This window comes from Stenotrophomonas sp. ASS1 (assembly GCF_004346925.1).
Classification (GTDB): Bacteria; Pseudomonadota; Gammaproteobacteria; order Xanthomonadales; family Xanthomonadaceae; genus Stenotrophomonas; species Stenotrophomonas maltophilia_A.
This window is the reverse complement of the sequence record NZ_CP031167.1, coordinates 2,370,915-2,386,323: the sequence shown is the minus strand read 5'-3', so window position 1 is coordinate 2,386,323 and position 15,409 is coordinate 2,370,915. Positions and strand designations below refer to the sequence as shown.

13 protein-coding genes are annotated in these 15,409 nt (G+C 67.2%); 3 read left to right on the top strand and 10 right to left on the bottom strand.

The window, feature by feature from the left end:
• Positions 1–13 precede the first annotated feature (13 nt).
• From MG068_RS11195 to MG068_RS11175, 5 genes are all read right to left on the bottom strand, one after another.
• The gene (locus MG068_RS11195; protein ID WP_121503367.1) at positions 14–292 is read right to left on the bottom strand and encodes a DUF3325 domain-containing protein; all 279 of its coding nucleotides are present in this window, start codon (positions 290–292) and stop codon (positions 14–16) included.
• Positions 289–1,899 (bottom strand): PepSY-associated TM helix domain-containing protein, encoded by a 1,611-nt coding sequence (locus MG068_RS11190; RefSeq protein ID WP_132810202.1) that lies wholly within the window; start codon positions 1,897–1,899, stop codon positions 289–291. Before MG068_RS11190 ends, MG068_RS11195 begins: the two co-directional genes overlap by 4 nt.
• Complete coding sequence (locus tag MG068_RS11185) at positions 1,896–2,195, bottom strand: DUF3649 domain-containing protein (protein ID WP_132810201.1); 300 nt, start codon at positions 2,193–2,195, stop codon at positions 1,896–1,898. Before MG068_RS11185 ends, MG068_RS11190 begins: the two co-directional genes overlap by 4 nt.
• 52 nt (positions 2,196–2,247) lie before the next feature.
• Entirely contained in the window at positions 2,248–4,425 is a 2,178-nt protein-coding gene (locus tag MG068_RS11180) for a TonB-dependent receptor (RefSeq protein WP_132810200.1), read from the bottom strand.
• Positions 4,426–4,620: 195 nt separating this feature from the next.
• Positions 4,621–5,457, bottom strand: a complete 837-nt coding sequence (locus MG068_RS11175; protein WP_132810199.1) for a siderophore-interacting protein — start codon at positions 5,455–5,457, stop codon at positions 4,621–4,623.
• A gap of 170 nt (positions 5,458–5,627) precedes the next feature.
• On the opposite strand from MG068_RS11175, the gene MG068_RS11170 reads away from it, so the two are divergent.
• Complete coding sequence (locus MG068_RS11170; RefSeq protein ID WP_132810198.1) at positions 5,628–6,242, top strand: TetR/AcrR family transcriptional regulator; 615 nt, start codon at positions 5,628–5,630, stop codon at positions 6,240–6,242.
• A gap of 427 nt (positions 6,243–6,669) precedes the next feature.
• Here the strand turns inward: MG068_RS11170 and MG068_RS11165 are convergent, their stop codons facing one another.
• The 4 genes from MG068_RS11165 to MG068_RS11150 form a co-directional block, all read right to left on the bottom strand.
• Positions 6,670–7,596, bottom strand: a complete 927-nt coding sequence (locus MG068_RS11165) for an ABC transporter six-transmembrane domain-containing protein (RefSeq protein WP_132810197.1) — start codon at positions 7,594–7,596, stop codon at positions 6,670–6,672.
• A 188-nt stretch (positions 7,597–7,784) separates the two neighbouring features.
• Positions 7,785–8,861, bottom strand: coding sequence for an ATP-binding protein (locus tag MG068_RS11160; protein WP_132810196.1), 1,077 nt, complete (start codon positions 8,859–8,861; stop codon positions 7,785–7,787).
• A gap of 3 nt (positions 8,862–8,864) precedes the next feature.
• Positions 8,865–9,581: a response regulator gene (locus MG068_RS11155; RefSeq protein WP_132810195.1), complete on the bottom strand. Its 717-nt coding sequence runs from the start codon at positions 9,579–9,581 to the stop codon at positions 8,865–8,867.
• A 53-nt stretch (positions 9,582–9,634) separates the two neighbouring features.
• Positions 9,635–10,201, bottom strand: coding sequence for a hypothetical protein (locus tag MG068_RS11150; RefSeq protein WP_240792067.1), 567 nt, complete (start codon positions 10,199–10,201; stop codon positions 9,635–9,637).
• 236 nt (positions 10,202–10,437) lie between these two features.
• On the opposite strand from MG068_RS11150, the gene MG068_RS11145 reads away from it, so the two are divergent.
• Both MG068_RS11145 and MG068_RS11140 read left to right on the top strand, forming a co-directional pair.
• A complete protein-coding gene (locus MG068_RS11145) occupies positions 10,438–11,619 on the top strand; it encodes an efflux RND transporter periplasmic adaptor subunit (RefSeq protein ID WP_132810194.1) in 1,182 nt (393 codons plus the stop codon).
• A 2-nt stretch (positions 11,620–11,621) separates the two neighbouring features.
• Entirely contained in the window at positions 11,622–13,565 is a 1,944-nt protein-coding gene (locus MG068_RS11140; protein ID WP_132810193.1) for a MacB family efflux pump subunit, read from the top strand.
• 77 nt (positions 13,566–13,642) lie between these two features.
• On the opposite strand, the gene MG068_RS11135 is transcribed toward MG068_RS11140, so the two are convergent.
• Positions 13,643–15,352 carry a sensor domain-containing diguanylate cyclase gene (locus MG068_RS11135; protein ID WP_132810192.1) on the bottom strand — a complete coding sequence of 570 codons (1,710 nt, stop codon included), beginning with the start codon at positions 15,350–15,352 and terminating at the stop codon, positions 13,643–13,645.
• Between the last annotated feature and the right edge of the window lie 57 nt (positions 15,353–15,409).

Genomic DNA, 15,409 nt, shown 5'->3' with positions numbered 1-15,409 from the left:
CCAAGGTGGGCAGCTACCGATTCCACCGCCCATGCACCACCATCGCCAACACCACCACGCCCGCGGCAACGCTGGTGTGACCGGACAGCGCAGCCAGACCGAAACCCACGCCCAACCCGCGCATGGCAAACACGGTACTGAACACCAGCAGTGCCCAGCCAATCGCGCGCAGCTGCTGGGTTGCCTGCGCGCTCAGCACACGACGCAATACGTCCCGCTGATGACGCTCCATCGCCAGTGCCAGGCAGGCGAACGCGGCCAGCGACAACACGAACAGAATGACGTGGATCATGCGCTGGCCTCCGGTGCCGCAGTGCGTGACGCGGCAGACGGCCGGGCGCGTTTCACCTTCGGCGCATGCCGCCAGGTGCGCCAGGCCAGCAGCGTGTGCAGGGCGGCCAATGCCAGCAGGGTCAGGTCGGTGCCAGCGAATGCCCAATCGCCCGAGGCCAGCGTGCGCCACAGCGGATGCGGCGTGGTCACCGCGGTCAGCACCGGCAGCAGCGCCAGCAGCAACGCCGCCAGCAGGAACTGTTCGATCCATGCGCGCTTGGGTGTACGCAGCGTTGCATGCACGAACATGCCCGCCCAGGCCAGGAAGAACACATGCACCTCCCACGCCGCGCGCGCGTCCATGGCAACGGGCAGCAGGCGATTCGCCCACAGGTAGGCGGTCATCGCCACCGACAGGCCGGCGACGGTGGCGATGTTGAGACGCTCGACCAAGCGGAAGCCGAAGTAGGGGCGCTGCGGATCAGGCAGCTGCGCACGGCGCTTGACCGTCCACAGCACCAGCCCGGTGCCGACCATGGCCGTGCCGGCCAGGCTGACGATGAAGTACAGCCAGCGCAGGGCGGCATCGGCGAAGCGGCCCAGGTGCAGGCCATACAGCACGCCCTGGGTATCGGCGGCAACGCCCGAGTGTTCCTTGATCTGCAGCAGCTGCCCACCGCTGCCGTCGAACAGCAGATAGTTCGGGGTGGTCGAAACACGGCTGGACTGCGCACGCACCACGGCCACGCGTGCGTTCTCGTCGCCGGGATTCTGCACCTGCACGCTGCCCACCGCGCCAGCTCCCCAGCGCTGCTCGGCCTGCTGCACCAGTGCACCGACGTTGGTGAGCGGAGCAGGGTGGCCGGCGGCCTTCTGCGGCGGCAGGAATAGGCGCATCTCGCTGACCACCTCGGCCTGCTGGCGCTTGTCAGGCAGCTTGGCCAGGCCCCACGGCATGTACAGCACCGCCAGCATCACCAGCCCGCTCCAGGTGATCATGAAATGGAAAGGCAGGCCGAGTACCGAGAGTGCCGCGTGACCATCCAGCCACGAGCGCTGGCCCTTGCCCCAACGGAAGGTGAAGAAGTCGGCGAAGATCTTCTTGTGGGTGATCACGCCGCTGACGATGGCCACCAGCATGAACATCGCGCACAGGCCGACGATCCAGCGACCCCACATGGCCGGCATGTAATGCAGGTTGAAATGGAAGGCATAGAAGAAGTCGCCGCCGCCGGTGTCACGTGCCTGCAGCGGCGCGCCGGTGCTGGCATCGAACAGGCCCGAGTCGAAACCATGCCGGCCACGCCCACCCGGGCCGGCCCACATCGCCGACACCCACGGCATGCGCGTGCTCGGCAGGCTGAGGTTGATCTGGCTGGCCGCAGGCGTGTCGGCCATGATCGTGGCGACGGTGCGCTGCGTGACGATAGCGGCATCCGGCAACGTGGACGGTGTGGCGATTTCCGGGCGGGTATAGCGCGAGAGCTCGTCGCGGAAGTAGCTGGCGGTGCCGGTGAGGAACATCGCGTACAGGATCCAGCCGGCCAGCAGCCCGACCCAGATATGCAGGTCGGACATGGTCTGGCGGATGCCGCGTGGCTTGGGGGTGCGATCGACCTTGCTCATGCGCCCGCTCCCCGGCTGACCGTTTGCGCGACCAGCCACAGCGGCAGGGCGATCACGATCAGCCCGATCCATGCGCGCCACGCCGAGCGCACCGCGAACACCCAGACTACGGCGCCCGCATATAGAAGGAAGCTGGCCAGCATGCCGGTGAACACGGCCTGGCGGCCATCGATGGGCAGCGCCAGTGCGGCGATGCTGCACAGCGCGGCCAGCACATAACCGCCGAACAGCGCGGCGACGATGCGTGAGACCAGGGGCAGCCAGGTCAGCACGGAAGCGGTACGGGAAACGGTCAAAGCACTTCTCCAGGGCACCACGCGCAATGGCGTGGCGCCCTTGAAACCAGGATCAGAAATCGACGGTGGCCGACAGCAGGGCGGTGCGTGGCGTGCCCAGCCCCGAGCCGAGGCTGCCGGCCCAGTACGCTTTGTTGGTCACGTTCTGCACGGTGGCACGCAGTACCAGCGGATGGCCGGCCGCTTGCGTCGCATAGCGGGCACCGAGATCGAACACGGTGCGGTCCGCCACCCACTGGCTGTTGTCAGCAGTGATGTAGCCCTTGGACAGGCTGACCGCGTTGCCGGTGAGGGTGAGGCCGGCCACGGTCGGCACGTCCCATTCGACGCCCAGCTTGCCCTGCCATTGCGGTGTGGCCGTCGCCAACCGGCCTTCGTTGATACCGCCCTGGGTACGGGTCAGCTTCGGCTGCAGCCAGCCGATGCCACCGAGCACGCGCAGCTGTTCGGTGGCCTGGCCGAACACGGTCCATTCCACGCCCCGGTTGCGTTGCTGGCCTCCGAACGAGAAGACATTCGTGGTCGGGTCGGTATAGGAGCTGGGCTTTTCGATCTCGTACACGCTCAATGCGCTGGCCAAGCGGCCGAAGTCGAGCTTGGCACCGACCTCGCGCTGGCGGGTCTTGAACGGCGGGAACACGTCGCCCGCGTTGGCGGCGGTTGCCGGGGCGTTGCTGCCCTGGCTCAGGCCTTCGATGTAGTTGGCATACAGTGACAGGCGGTCGCTGGCCTTGAACAGCAGTGCACCGGCCGGGGTGTTGGCGCTGGCGTCGTAGCGTGCGGTGCGCTTGCCTGTGCCGCCATCGAAGGTATCGCTGAGCACGGTCTGGTGACGGATGCCCAGGGTCAGCTGCACACGATCATCGATGAAGGACAGCGTATCGGCGATGCCGAAGCTGGTGGTGCGCACTTCCGCGGTCTTCGGCAGCGACGCATCACTGAAGCTGCGGTCGATGGCAGGGCCCCACTGCGGGTTGTAGATATTGGTTACCCAATCGCGGGCCAGCAGGTTTCGCTTGAAGCCGAACTTCTGGTCGTGCTGGTACCAGGCCGCACTGATCGCCAGCGCATGATCGACCGCGCCGGTGCGGAAACGCGCCGACAATCCGGCTTCGGCGGTGTCCTTGCTGTAGATGAAGCGCTGGTGGGCGAAGTTGTTGCGGAAGTCGCCGGCGGTGATGGTGATCAGCGTGGTAGCACTGGCGATGGAGTCGAAATCGGTATGGCCGTGGCCGTAGCTGGCATGCGCCTGCAGGTAGTCATTGATGTCGAACGACCAGCGCAGTGCGGCGGCCTGGTCCTTGACGGTGCTGAAGGTCCAGTCCGGTGCAAACAGGGTGCTGGCTTTCGGCGGGCGGGGCACGGCCAGGCCGGGCGCCAGCGAGACGCCACGGTTGAGGCCATCCACATGGTCGCGGCTGCTGAACAGGTCCAGCGACACCTGCGAGCGCTCACCACGCCAGTCCAGGCCGAGCGATGCGAGCTGCGTCTTGTGCTGCTGGTGGTCGGTGGCGGTGTCGCCGTCGCGATGCACGGCATTGAGGCGTACGCCGAACTGCTTGTCCGCGCCGAAGCGGCGGCCGACATCCAGGTGACCGCCCCACTGCGCGTCGCTGCCGTAGCTGGCGGTGAAGCGGGTCAGCGGTGTGTCGCCTGCACGCTTGGGTACCACGTTCACCGCACCGCCCACCGAGCCGCCCGGCGGCATGCCGTTGAGCAGCGCGGACGGACCCTTCAGGACCTCGATGTTCTCGGCCAGTTCGGGAGTGACGCGGTAGTAGGGGATCAGCCCGTACAGGCCACCAAAGCCGATATCCGACGAGGCGACACCGAAACCGCGGATGTTGAAGTAGTCGGTGATGCCACCGCTGGAGCCACTGTTGTAGACGCTGGGGTCGGTCAGTGCGATGACCCGCACCAGGTCCGGCGCCTGGATGTTGTCGATGAATTCGGCGGTGTAGCGTGTGGTGTTGAACGGCGTGTCCATGAAGTCGAGCTCGCCGAGCAGGCCGACGCCGCTGCCGCGCGTGACCTGGCCGCCGGCGTAGGTATCGGTGGGTGCGGTCTTGTCGGCGCGCACGTTCACGGTGGGCAACTGGCGGGCGCCATCAGGTGCATCGTTGGCGTGTGCGGCGGTGGCGATCAGCAGGGTGGGCAGCAACGCCGCACGGGCGGCCAGAGACAGCGCCGAGCGGCGTGGGAGGGGCAGGGTTCGCAGGGGGAGGGACATGGCGGTTCTCGTGTGGTGGGTCGTGCGATCGGCCAGCACGGCGCCGTCTGTGACCTGCAGGGGCAGGACGACGCGGGCTGTGGAATGGCTGGCAGAGGGCACGGCACTGCCGGTGTGGCAGTGCTGCACGCGAGGTGCGTGGGCGATCTGTGGCTGGGTGGAACGAAGCGCGGGGCGCGGATACTGCGGGGTGGATCAGATATCGTCGGCGAGGTCGTCGAGGTCCTGCAGGCCACCGCCGCGTGCCAGCACGCGCTCGTAGTTGCGGCGGCGACGCTGGTCGGTCTCGGTGGTGGTCTCGCCACGTTTCCAGTAGCCGGCCACGGCAACGTCGCTGCGTGGCAGGCCGACCGTTTCGATGAAGTGGCGGCGCAGGGCACGCATTTCCTCGCGCTCGCCGGCCGCCCAGACCGTGCTGCCGGGTTCCGGCCGCAGTTGGCGCGCCTGCTGCAGCAACGGCACGTCACCGGTGGCGAGGCGGAGCACGCAGACACCTTCAATGGCGGGCAGTTCGTCTACCGGGAATGCATCATCCGAGGCGATCCAGGCCTCTGCGCGCAGGTCGGCCGGCCACTGCTGCAGCAATGCAAACAGGGCAGGGATGGCGCTTGGGTCGGCGAACAGGAGGGCGCAGGTGCCCTCGCGCTGCGGTACCTGCAGATGGGGGCGCGGTCCGGTCAGAACGAAGGCATCACCGGGGCGCAGCGCACGTACCCAGGCCAGCATCGGCCCCGGCGCCTCGTGCAGCACTACGTCCAGGGTGAACTGGCGGGTGTTGGGATCGAGGCTGCGCACGGTGTAGATCCGTGACACATCGCCGAACGTGGCGCCGAGCTGGATGCGCACGGCGGTGTTGGCACGCTGCCAGGGCGCGAGTTCTGCATGTTCCGGCAGCTGGACCACGAGGCGCAGCAGGCTGGCGCACGGCTGTGCAACCGCGACCACCTGGACCTGCAGCGCCTGCAGGCCGCGATCATGGTCGGCGCCGCGCAGCGGCCCGGCCGGGGTGATTGAAGTGGGGGACGCGGACATCGACAACGATCCTGGACACTGCAAATGCGAATTAGTTACATCATAGTAAACTAAATTGATCGCGCCGCAACCGGGGCCTGTCCACGGACCGCAGCGACGCGTTGACCGCGGCGTCGCTGCGGACCACCATGACAGCCCTTGCCCGCGCACCGCGCAGGAACCGTTACCGCATGGCTGCACCGAAAAAGACCGCTGCCCGTGGGCGACCGCCCAGCATCACCCGCGAGCGCATCGCCGACGCCGGCATTGCCATGACGCTGCCGGAGCTGAGCTTCGTGGGCGTGGCGGCGGCGCTGGGGGTCAGCCACATCGCGCTGTACAAGCATGTGGCGAATCTGGCGGCACTGCGCGAGCTGGTGGCCGAGGCGATCTTCGAGCGTTGGCAGGCACCGGCACTGGATGCCGACGCCGATGTTTCCATCGAAGCGGACCTTCGCGCATTCCAGCGTTCATTGCGGGCGCTGGTGGATGCCAATCCGGGCCTGGCGCCCTTCCTGGTCAGCCACGGCGCGAAGACGCCGGAGATGCTGGCCCGCATCCAGCGCCACCATGCCGAGTTCAGTCGCGTGCACGATCTGCCGCTGGAGCAGGCAGCGTGGCTGCTGTCGACCGTGGCGTATCACGCCGTGGCGTTGGCCGACACCGTGTACTCGCGGCATGCGGTGGTGGATACCACGCGACGCCCGCTGGATCGGAAGGCGCAGGAGGCCGAGTTCGACCGCAGCATGGAAGCGTTGATCATCGGTGCATTGGCGATGTGCGGGCGCATGGCAGGCGCGAGGTAACCGCCAATCCTGGTTGGCACCGTTGCCCCGGTAGTCGCCAACCTTGGTTGGCCCCGCGATGTGTCGGTGCCCACCAAGGTGGGCGTCTACCGGTCAAGCGGCGTCCTTGCGCTCAGCATCCTCCATGCCCGGGCTGACGCGGCGGCCGATGTCCTTCCGCTAGATAATCGCCAATCCTGGTTGGCACCGTTGCCCTGGTAGTCGCCAACCTTGGTTGGCGCCGCGATGTATCGGTGCCCACCAAGGCGGGCATCTACCGGTCAAGCGGCATCCTTGTGCTCCTCGTCTTCCATGCCCGGGCTGACGCGGCGGCCGATGTCCTTCCGCGAGGTAACCGCCAATCCTGGTTGGCACTGTTGCCTTGGTAGTCGCCAACCTTGGTTGGCGCCGCGATGTATCGGTGCCCACCAAGGCGGGCATCTACCGGTCAAGCGGCATCCTTGTGCTCCGCGTCTTCCATGCCCGGGCTGACGCGGCGGCCGATGTCCTTCAACCGCGCCAGCTGATCCACCATCGACGGTGCATCATCCAGGCTGCCGACGAACGTCCACAGATAGGTCATCACCGCATACACATGACCCGGCGTCACACCGTCGGTGGTGGCGAGACGGCCGATGGTCAGCGCGAACAACACCGCCGCCGCCGCACCCACCACCACGAAGGCCCCAGCTTCTCGGTCCGAGAGCAGGATGCGCAGCCGCGACAGCGTGGTGTAGTGGCGACGCAGCACCGAGGGACTGACCCGGTCGACCAGGCGGATCTCATGTTCCAGCCGGTTGTTCAGGCGTCCATGCAGCTGCTCGTTGCGGCGTGCGAACGACGGCATCAACAACACTGCGCCGAGCAGGGCGATCAGGCTCGCGGCGCCCACCAGCGGTTCGATCACCAGCAGCATCACCGCCGCACCAAACATTGATACGAGCGCGGTGGCGATGATCGGCACGTGCTTTTCGAAGAAGTCGACGAACTCACGGGCCAGCACAACACGCGCGGCCGAGGTGGAGGTGGCGTGGCCCAGCCTGCGCTGCGCCTGCACCACGTTCACCGCCAGGTCGGCATAGATGCGGGTGAAGGTACGGGTATCGACCGCACGGCGGGCAGCACCGACCAGCCAGAACAGCAGCACCACGCCGGCGTAGGAAATGGCATGGCCGATGTTGCCGCGGATGATCGCGTCCACCGCGAAGCCGGCAAACAGCGGATACGCCAGCAGCAGCGCATTTTCCAGCGCCACCAGCGAAAAGGTGCCGGTGAGCTGCCACGGATAGGTTCGCAGGATGGCCTTGAGAGTGGCGGCCGCGTTCTGCTGGCCGATGCTGCCGGCGGCGGCCGCCGGATCGTGTGGGGGGGGCATGGGGATGCCTGGGTGGGTCGGAGTCAGGGCAGGGGACGGATGCCTGCCATCTCCCGGATCGCGCCCAGTATCTGCAGCCCTTTGGAGAAGGCATGGAGGGACGATGGAGATTGCGTGGAGAAACCGGCGCCGTTCAGCGATGCGAATGTCCACCAAGGTGGGCCGCTACCAGGGCAGTGTCTACCGCCTCAACGGCGGGCATGCACCGGCCAGCGGATTTCGAAGGCACTGCCACCACGTTCGGTGGCCCGGCATAGCGCTGTTCCGTGATGGGCCACGGCAATCGCACGCACCACGGCCAGGCCAAGCCCGGAGCCACCACTCTGCCGCGAACGCGAGACATCCGTGCGCTGGAAGGCTTCGAAGATGCTGTCGCGAAGGTCGTCCGGCACGCCGGGGCCGCTATCTTCCACCGTGACGGTGCAATGGCCTTCGGCCAGCGTCACGTACACCCGCAGCGGGCAGGGAATGGCATGGCGGCGCGCATTCTCCAACAGTGCCAGTACTGCCTGGCGGATGCGTGCAGGATCGCAGTCGGCCAGCGAAGGTCGTGCGTCCAATGTCACCGAGAAACCACTCTCGGTCAGTGCCTCGGACATCGCTTCAACCACCGCGGCCACCTGCACACTGACATCGCTGCGCTGCAGGCGCAGATCCAGGTGGCCACTCTCGGCCAGGCTGACCACGCGCAGGTCCTCGATGATGCGGGTGAGGCCTTCCAGCTGGGTGAGCATGCTGTTGAACTGCTCCGGGCCAGGCTCGAACACGCCTTCGGCGATGCCCTGCAGGCGGCCGCGCAGGATGGTCATCGGCGTGCGCAGTTCATGCGCGATCGCCGCGTTCCAGAACACCCGGTTCTCGGACATCCGGCTCAGCCGTTCTGCCATGGAGTTGAAATCGCTGACCAGCGTGGCCGCTTCGGCCATCGTGGTATCACCACCGCGTGCACGCGCTTCCAGATCGCCACTGGCGACCCGGCGCAGGCTTTCGGCCACCGAGTTCAACGGCGTGATGATGCGCCGGGTCAGGCGCGAGGCGACCAGCGTGGCGAAGATGACGACCACGGTGGCGGTCAATCCGATCCACAGCCATTCCAGCCCGGACGGCATGATCGTTTCCGGCTCGTCGTACCAGCGCGGATAGAACACCTCCATGAGGTAATAGAACAGGTAGAAGCCGCTGATCGACAGCACCGTCGAACACAGCGAGGCCACCGTGATGGACAGCGTGATCTGGCGTCCGATGCTCTTGCCTTTGGGGTTCATCATTCAGTCCAGGAAGCGGTAGCCGACGCCGCGAATGGTGGCGGGAATGCCGATTACGCCGACATCCTCCAGCTTGCGCCGCAGTTTGCTGACATGGCTGTCGACGGTGCGTTCCTGCGCATCGCCTTCGGGCAGGCAGGCATGCAGCAGATCCACCCGCGCATGCACCTGCCGCGGCGCGCGTGCCATATGCACCAGCAGCCGGAACTCGGTGAGGGTGAAGTTCAGCTCGTGCACCTGCTCGCCATGGCGCACGGTCACCTCGTGGCTGCGCAGGTCGATCTCGAAGGGCCCTTGGCGGATCAACCCGTTGGGCGCTTCGACCAGGGGCCGGGAACTCCGGCGCAGCACGGCCTGGATGCGGGCGACGATCTCGGCCGGATTGAACGGCTTGGCCACGTAGTCGTCGGCGCCCACGCGCAGGCCGGTCAGCTTGTCCACGTCCTGGTCGAGCGCAGTGAGCATGATGACCGGGGTGTTGCCGATCCGTCGCAGTTCGCTCAGCACCTGCCAGCCATCCAGTTTTGGCATCTGCACATCCAGCAGCACCAGGTCCGGACGCAGTTGGCGGTGGCTGGCGAGTGCCGCCTCACCGTCGGCGGCGCGGGCGCTGCGCAGGCCGGAACGGGCCAGGTAGGCACTGAGGATGTCGGCGATTTCGCCCTCATCTTCGGCAATCAGCACCAAGGGTGCCTGTCGGGTACGGAGATCGTGTTTCATTGCGTGCTGCGGGTTCGGGGCAAGGGTGGGCAAGGGCGGGATCTGGGGCAGGGTCATCGTCGGCACTGCATGTCCTGCGCCTCTTCGTTGGCAGCCCAGGCCAGGGTGGCCAGCACCAGCGTGCGCCGCAGACTCGGTTCCACTGCACCTGCGCCGCGCAGCTGCTGCAGCATCAGGGTGGACACCGCCGCCGGCAGCTTGCTCCAGCGCGATGCCATGGGAGTGGTATCTACCCGGGCCTGCAGCCGCAAGGCCATGCCCAGGATGGCGCGCAGGCGCAGTGCCAGCAGGGCGACGACCACGAGAGTGGCTAGGGCGAGCAGCAGATGCAGGGTGGCGTCGGCGACCGGGTGCGTTGCCGCCCAGACCGCCAGACCAATCAGCGCCAGCGACGCGAGTGCGCCGGAACGGCCAGTGCCACCGGGCCCATCGCTGCGGAACCCCACCAGGGCGGCCGCCCCGAAGCCCGCCAGCAGCGGGGGTAACGGATCCGGCGCGGCCAGCATCCAGCTGGTGGTCGATGCCAACACGACGGCGATCAACCACGGCGAAGGCGCACACCACGCCAGGTAGGCACGGCGCACATCGATGGGTGGCAGGTCTGGATGGGAAAGGGACACGGCAGGCGGGCAGTCGGCGAGGCCGACGAGGCTAGCGACCGTTGATGGAGACTCGGTCGAGATTGTGTCGAGATTGCGTGGACGCAGGCCGCAGCATTCAGGCGCGGGGCTGGTGCCTGAACGGCTGCCGCGCCTCCATGCAATCTCCACAGTGGCTCCAAACAACGTCCATCCGCGGCTTCCAGACTGCGGTTTCGGCGGTCGCACTGGGCGACTGCACGCAGCCGGGCGTTTCGATGAGCAACCGCAGGACCTGGATCATTGCCGCTACGGTGGCCACATTGGCCGCCGGCGCTGGATGGTGGGCGTTTGCCGGCGGCGATGATGCCGCGCTGATCACCGCACCGGCAAGGGTGGCGGATCTGGAGAAGACCGTACAGGCGGTCGGCCGGGTTCATCCCAAGGAGCTGGTGGCGGTGGGTGCGCAGGTGTCCGGCCAGGTCAAGCGCCTGCATGTGGTGCTGGGCCAGCGCGTACAGGCCGGTGACCTGATCGCCGAGGTCGATTCGCAGCCGCAGCGTATCGCGCTGCGCAGTGCCGAGGCGGCCACCAACACGCTGCGCGCCCAGCATGCCGCCAGCCAGGCCCGCTATGCGCAGGCCAGTCGTGCTTACCAGCGGCAGTCGCAGCTGGTGGCGTCGCGCCTGGTGTCACAGGAAGGTTTCGAAGCCGCACGCGTGGCGCGCGATGCGGCACGCTCAGAGGTGGCCGCGCTGCAGGCGCAGATCGACCAGGCCGTGACCCAGGTCGAAACCGCACGGATCAACCTGGGCTATACCCGCATCGTGTCGCCCAGCGATGGCTACATCGTGGCCATCGTCACCAAGGCCGGGCAGACGTTGAATTCGATGCAGACCACGCCGACCATCGTAATGCTGGCGCAGATGGATACGATGACCGTGCGCGCCGAGATCGCCGAGGCTGATGTCGAGCTGGTGGCACCGGGACAACCGCTGTGGTTCTCGACATTGGGGCCGAGCGGCCGCCGCTATGAATCCCACCTGCAGCAGCTGGAACCGGCGCCGTCCTCGATTGCCGACGTCGCCTCCGGCAATGCGGGTGGCTCTGCGCAGACGCCGAAGGCGGTGTACTACGCCGGCCTGTTCGACGTGGCCAATCCCGGCCTGAAGCTGAAGCCCTCGATGACGGTGAAAGTGACCCTGCAGCTGGCGCGGGTCGCCAACGCGCTGCAGGTGCCTCTGACGGCGCTGGCCGATTCGGATGGCAAGGACGGCAGCCGTGGAACCGTGCGCGTGGTCGATGCCAAGGGCCGCCCCCAGGAACGTGCGGTGACGACCGGCCTGCGCACCGCCACCGCCGTGCAGATCCTGTCCGGCCTGCGCGAGGGCGAGAACGTGGTGGTCGGCCAGGCGCCCAGCGGCGGCGAATCCGAACCGACCAGCCTGCTGGGGATGTGAGCATGGCCGACGCACTTCTGGAACTGCATGGCGTATCGCGCGCCTATCGCTCGGCCGCCGGCGAGGTGGTGGTGCTGAAGGACGTTTCGCTGCGCATCGATGCCGGCGAGTTCATCGCCATCATCGGCCCCTCGGGCTCGGGCAAGTCCACGCTGATGAACATCCTTGGCTGCCTGGACCGGCCGACCGAGGGCAGCTATCGGGTGAACGGCGAGGCCACCGAGCAGATGGCGCCGGACGCGCTGGCACGCCTGCGCCGCGAGCATTTCGGCTTCATCTTCCAGCGCTACAACCTGATGGAGAACCTGAGCGCCACCGAGAACGTGGCGCTGCCGGCAGTCTATGCCGGCGTGGAGGCGGACGTGCGCACTGCCCGTGCACGCACGCTGCTGGAAACGCTGGGGCTGGGCGAACGCATGGCGAACCGGCCGAGCCAGCTGTCCGGCGGCCAGCAGCAGCGCGTGTCCATTGCCCGTTCGCTGATGAACGGCGGCGCGATCGTGCTGGCCGATGAACCCACCGGCGCGCTCGATCACGCCAGTGGCCAGCAGGTGATGGCCGAGCTGAAGCGCCTGCATGCACAGGGCCACACGGTGATCCTGGTGACACACGATGCGGCGATTGCCGCCAACGCGGCGCGGGTGATCGAGATCGCCGACGGCCGGGTGGTGACCGACCGCGGCGAGCGGGGATCGCGTGCTGTGGCTGAAACACCTGGGACCGAACGCGGCGTGTCGCCGGTCACCGAGCGCCGCGCACGCATGGATGCGATTCGCGAAGCCGCGCGCATGGCCGTGCGCTCGATGCTGGCCCATCGCCTGCGCACGCTGTTGACCATGCTCGGGATCATCATCGGCGTAGCGGCCGTGGTGACCGTGGTTGCGCTGGGCAAGGGTGCACAGGCGCAGGTTGAATCACAGATCAACGAACTGGGCGCCAGTACGCTGGAGATCTTCCCGGGCTCGGATTTCGGTGACCCGCGCTCGGCGGAGATCGAGACGCTGGTGGTGGGCGATGCGGACCATCTTGCGGCGTTGAGTTACGTGGACAGCGTAAGCCCGAACCTGAGCGGATCGGTGGCAGCGCTGCAAGGCAACCGGCGTGCCAACACCCAGGTGCTGGGCGTGGGGGCCGACATGCCGCGCGTGCGTGGGCTGCGGCTGAAGGCCGGCCGCTTCTTCACCGACGCCGAAGTGGATGCGCATCGCGCAGTGGGTGTGGTCGACCAGAAGGCCGCCAAAGCGCTGTTCAGCGGCAGCCCGATCGGCAGCACGGTGCTGCTGGGCGGCATGCCGGTGGAGGTGATCGGTGTGGTCGGGGCCAATGCGTTCGCTGGCGGTGCAACCCCGACGGTCTACGTGCCGTACACCTCGGCGGCCTCGCGGCTGCTGGGCAGCGAGCGCCTGGAGAGCATCACGGTGCGTGTACGCGACGACGTGCCCACCAACGCAGCCGAGGCCTCACTGGGGGCCGAGCTGGAGCGGTTGCATGGCCGTCGTGACTTCTTCATCTACAACGCCGATCAGATCCGCAAGGCGGTGATGAAGTCCAGCCAGACCATGGCAGCGTTGGTTTCGGCCATCGCAGCAGTGGCGCTGGTGGTCGGCGGGGTGGGGGTGATGAACATCATGCTGGTGTCGGTGAAGGAGCGCGTGCGCGAGATCGGCGTGCGGCTGGCGGTGGGGGCGCGGCAGGGCGACATCCTGCGCCAGTTCCTGATCGAGGCCGTGCTGATCTGCCTGTTCGGTGGCGTGCTGGGGGTGCTGTTCGCGTTCGGCGTGGGTGCGCTGTCCAGCCTGCTGTCGCTGGGTGTGCCGTTCCTGTTCACGGCGGGCCCGGTGCTTGCCGCGCTGGCGTGCTCGTCTGCGATCGGGCTTGGCTTCGGCTACTTCCCGGCGCGCAGCGCGGCACAACTGGATCCGATCCAAGCGCTGGCAGCGGAGTAGGCGCAGGCCCGGTGCGGGCATTTGTGGAGCCGAAGGCAACGGCAGGAGCCGTTGCCTTTGGCTCCACAGGTGCAGCCTCAGGATGAGGGGCGCGGATGCGTGCGCACGCGTGCACGCTCGCGATACAGACGGCTGTCGGCGCGCTGCAGGGTGTCGGCCACCGTCTCGCCGGGTGCATGATGGGTCGCGCCCAGCGAGAAGGGCGTGGGTGACTGCCCGGCATGCTGCGCATACCACTGCTCCAGCGCGGCCAGCCGTCCCGGTTCCGGTGCAGTCAGCACCACCATGAACTCGTCGCCACCCATACGCACTACGCTTTCCATTGACCCCAGTGGAGCGCGCAGGAAGGCGGCGAACTCGACCAGCACCGTGTCACCCCGTGCATGGCCCTGGGTGTCGTTGATCTGCTTGAAATGATCCAGATCGAACATCAGGCAGGCCCAAGGCTGGTCGATCAGTTCGTCCAGGCGGGGCAGGAAGCGGCGGTTGTAGCTCTGGGTGAGGGGATCCTTGAAGGACATCTCGCGCAACTGCTGTTCCTGCATCCGCAGTGCGGTGACGTCCTGCGCATGGCCGAGCACGTAGGGTGGGGTGGCCTCGTTGTCGAGCACGTTGTGATACGCCCAGAAATGCCGGGTACCATCGGCGGCGATCAGCTCGATGACGCCGGCATCGGTGTGGTTGACTGCGATGCGTTCCAGATACGCCTTGAACGCGGCCCGCTTCTCCGGCGGCATCAGGTCGCACAAGCTGCGCCCGATCATGTAGCTCTCATCGAAGCCCAGTGACTGCACGGCCGCTGGGTTCACCGAGGTCAGCACGCCCTCCAGCGTGTGGGTGCAGATCAGGCCAAGGCTGTAGTGGAACAACCGCCGGTAGCGGGTTTCGCTTGCTTCCAGTGCATCCAGCGCGGCGCGCTCCTCGGTGATGTCCTGTATGGCCCCGACCAGCCGCGGCCGGCCATCGACCTGCTGCCGGCCTCCAACCACGCGGGTCCAGATGGCTCGTCCGTCGGCGGTGGTCATCGGCAGCTGCACCTCCCACGACGTGCCTTCATCAATGCAACGCTGCACCGCCGTGCGGATGATGTTTCGGCTGTCCTCGCGATAGAACGAGAGCGCAGTTTCGAGCGTCGGTTCGAAGTTGCTGCGCACGCCGTGGATCTGCTTGGTTTCGCGGGTCCAGCGGACCTCGTTGCTGACCAGGTCCATTTCCCAGCCCCCCACCCGGGCCGCGCGGTTGGTGCGCTCCAGGAAGTCCTCGCTGCGCTTCAGCTCACGATGCAGGGCCTTGGCCTGGCCGACCTGGGCCATCAGCGTGCTGCGCTGCTCCAGCACCTGGGTGGTGACCCGGGCCAGATGCACCATCAATTCGCGCTGCGAGGGAGACAGAACGCCCGGCTTCGGGTCGAGCAGGCACAGCGTTCCTATGCGCGCGCCATGCGCCGAGCCCAGCGAGATGCCCGCGTAGTGACGGATGCGCGGGCCACCGGTGACCAGCGGATTGGTGGCGAATCGCGGGTCCTGGCGCGCGTCCGGAATCTCGAACAGCGCGTCCTGCTGGATGGCATGCGTGCAGAAGGAAATCTCGCGTGCGGTTTCGCTGACGCCTTCCAGCCCGATGTTGGCCTTGAACCACTGGCGCTCGTCGGCCACCACCGAGATCAACGCCATGGACATACCGGTCGCGGCGCGGGCGGCGGCGACGATGGCATCGAACACCGGCTCCGGGGGCGTATCCAAGAGGTGCAGTCGTTCGATTTCGAGCAGTCGTTCGGCTTCGTCCATGGCGCTTTTCAGGGCTGGGTGGCGAGGGCGGTTGCGGCGGCTGTCTGGCGCTAAGCT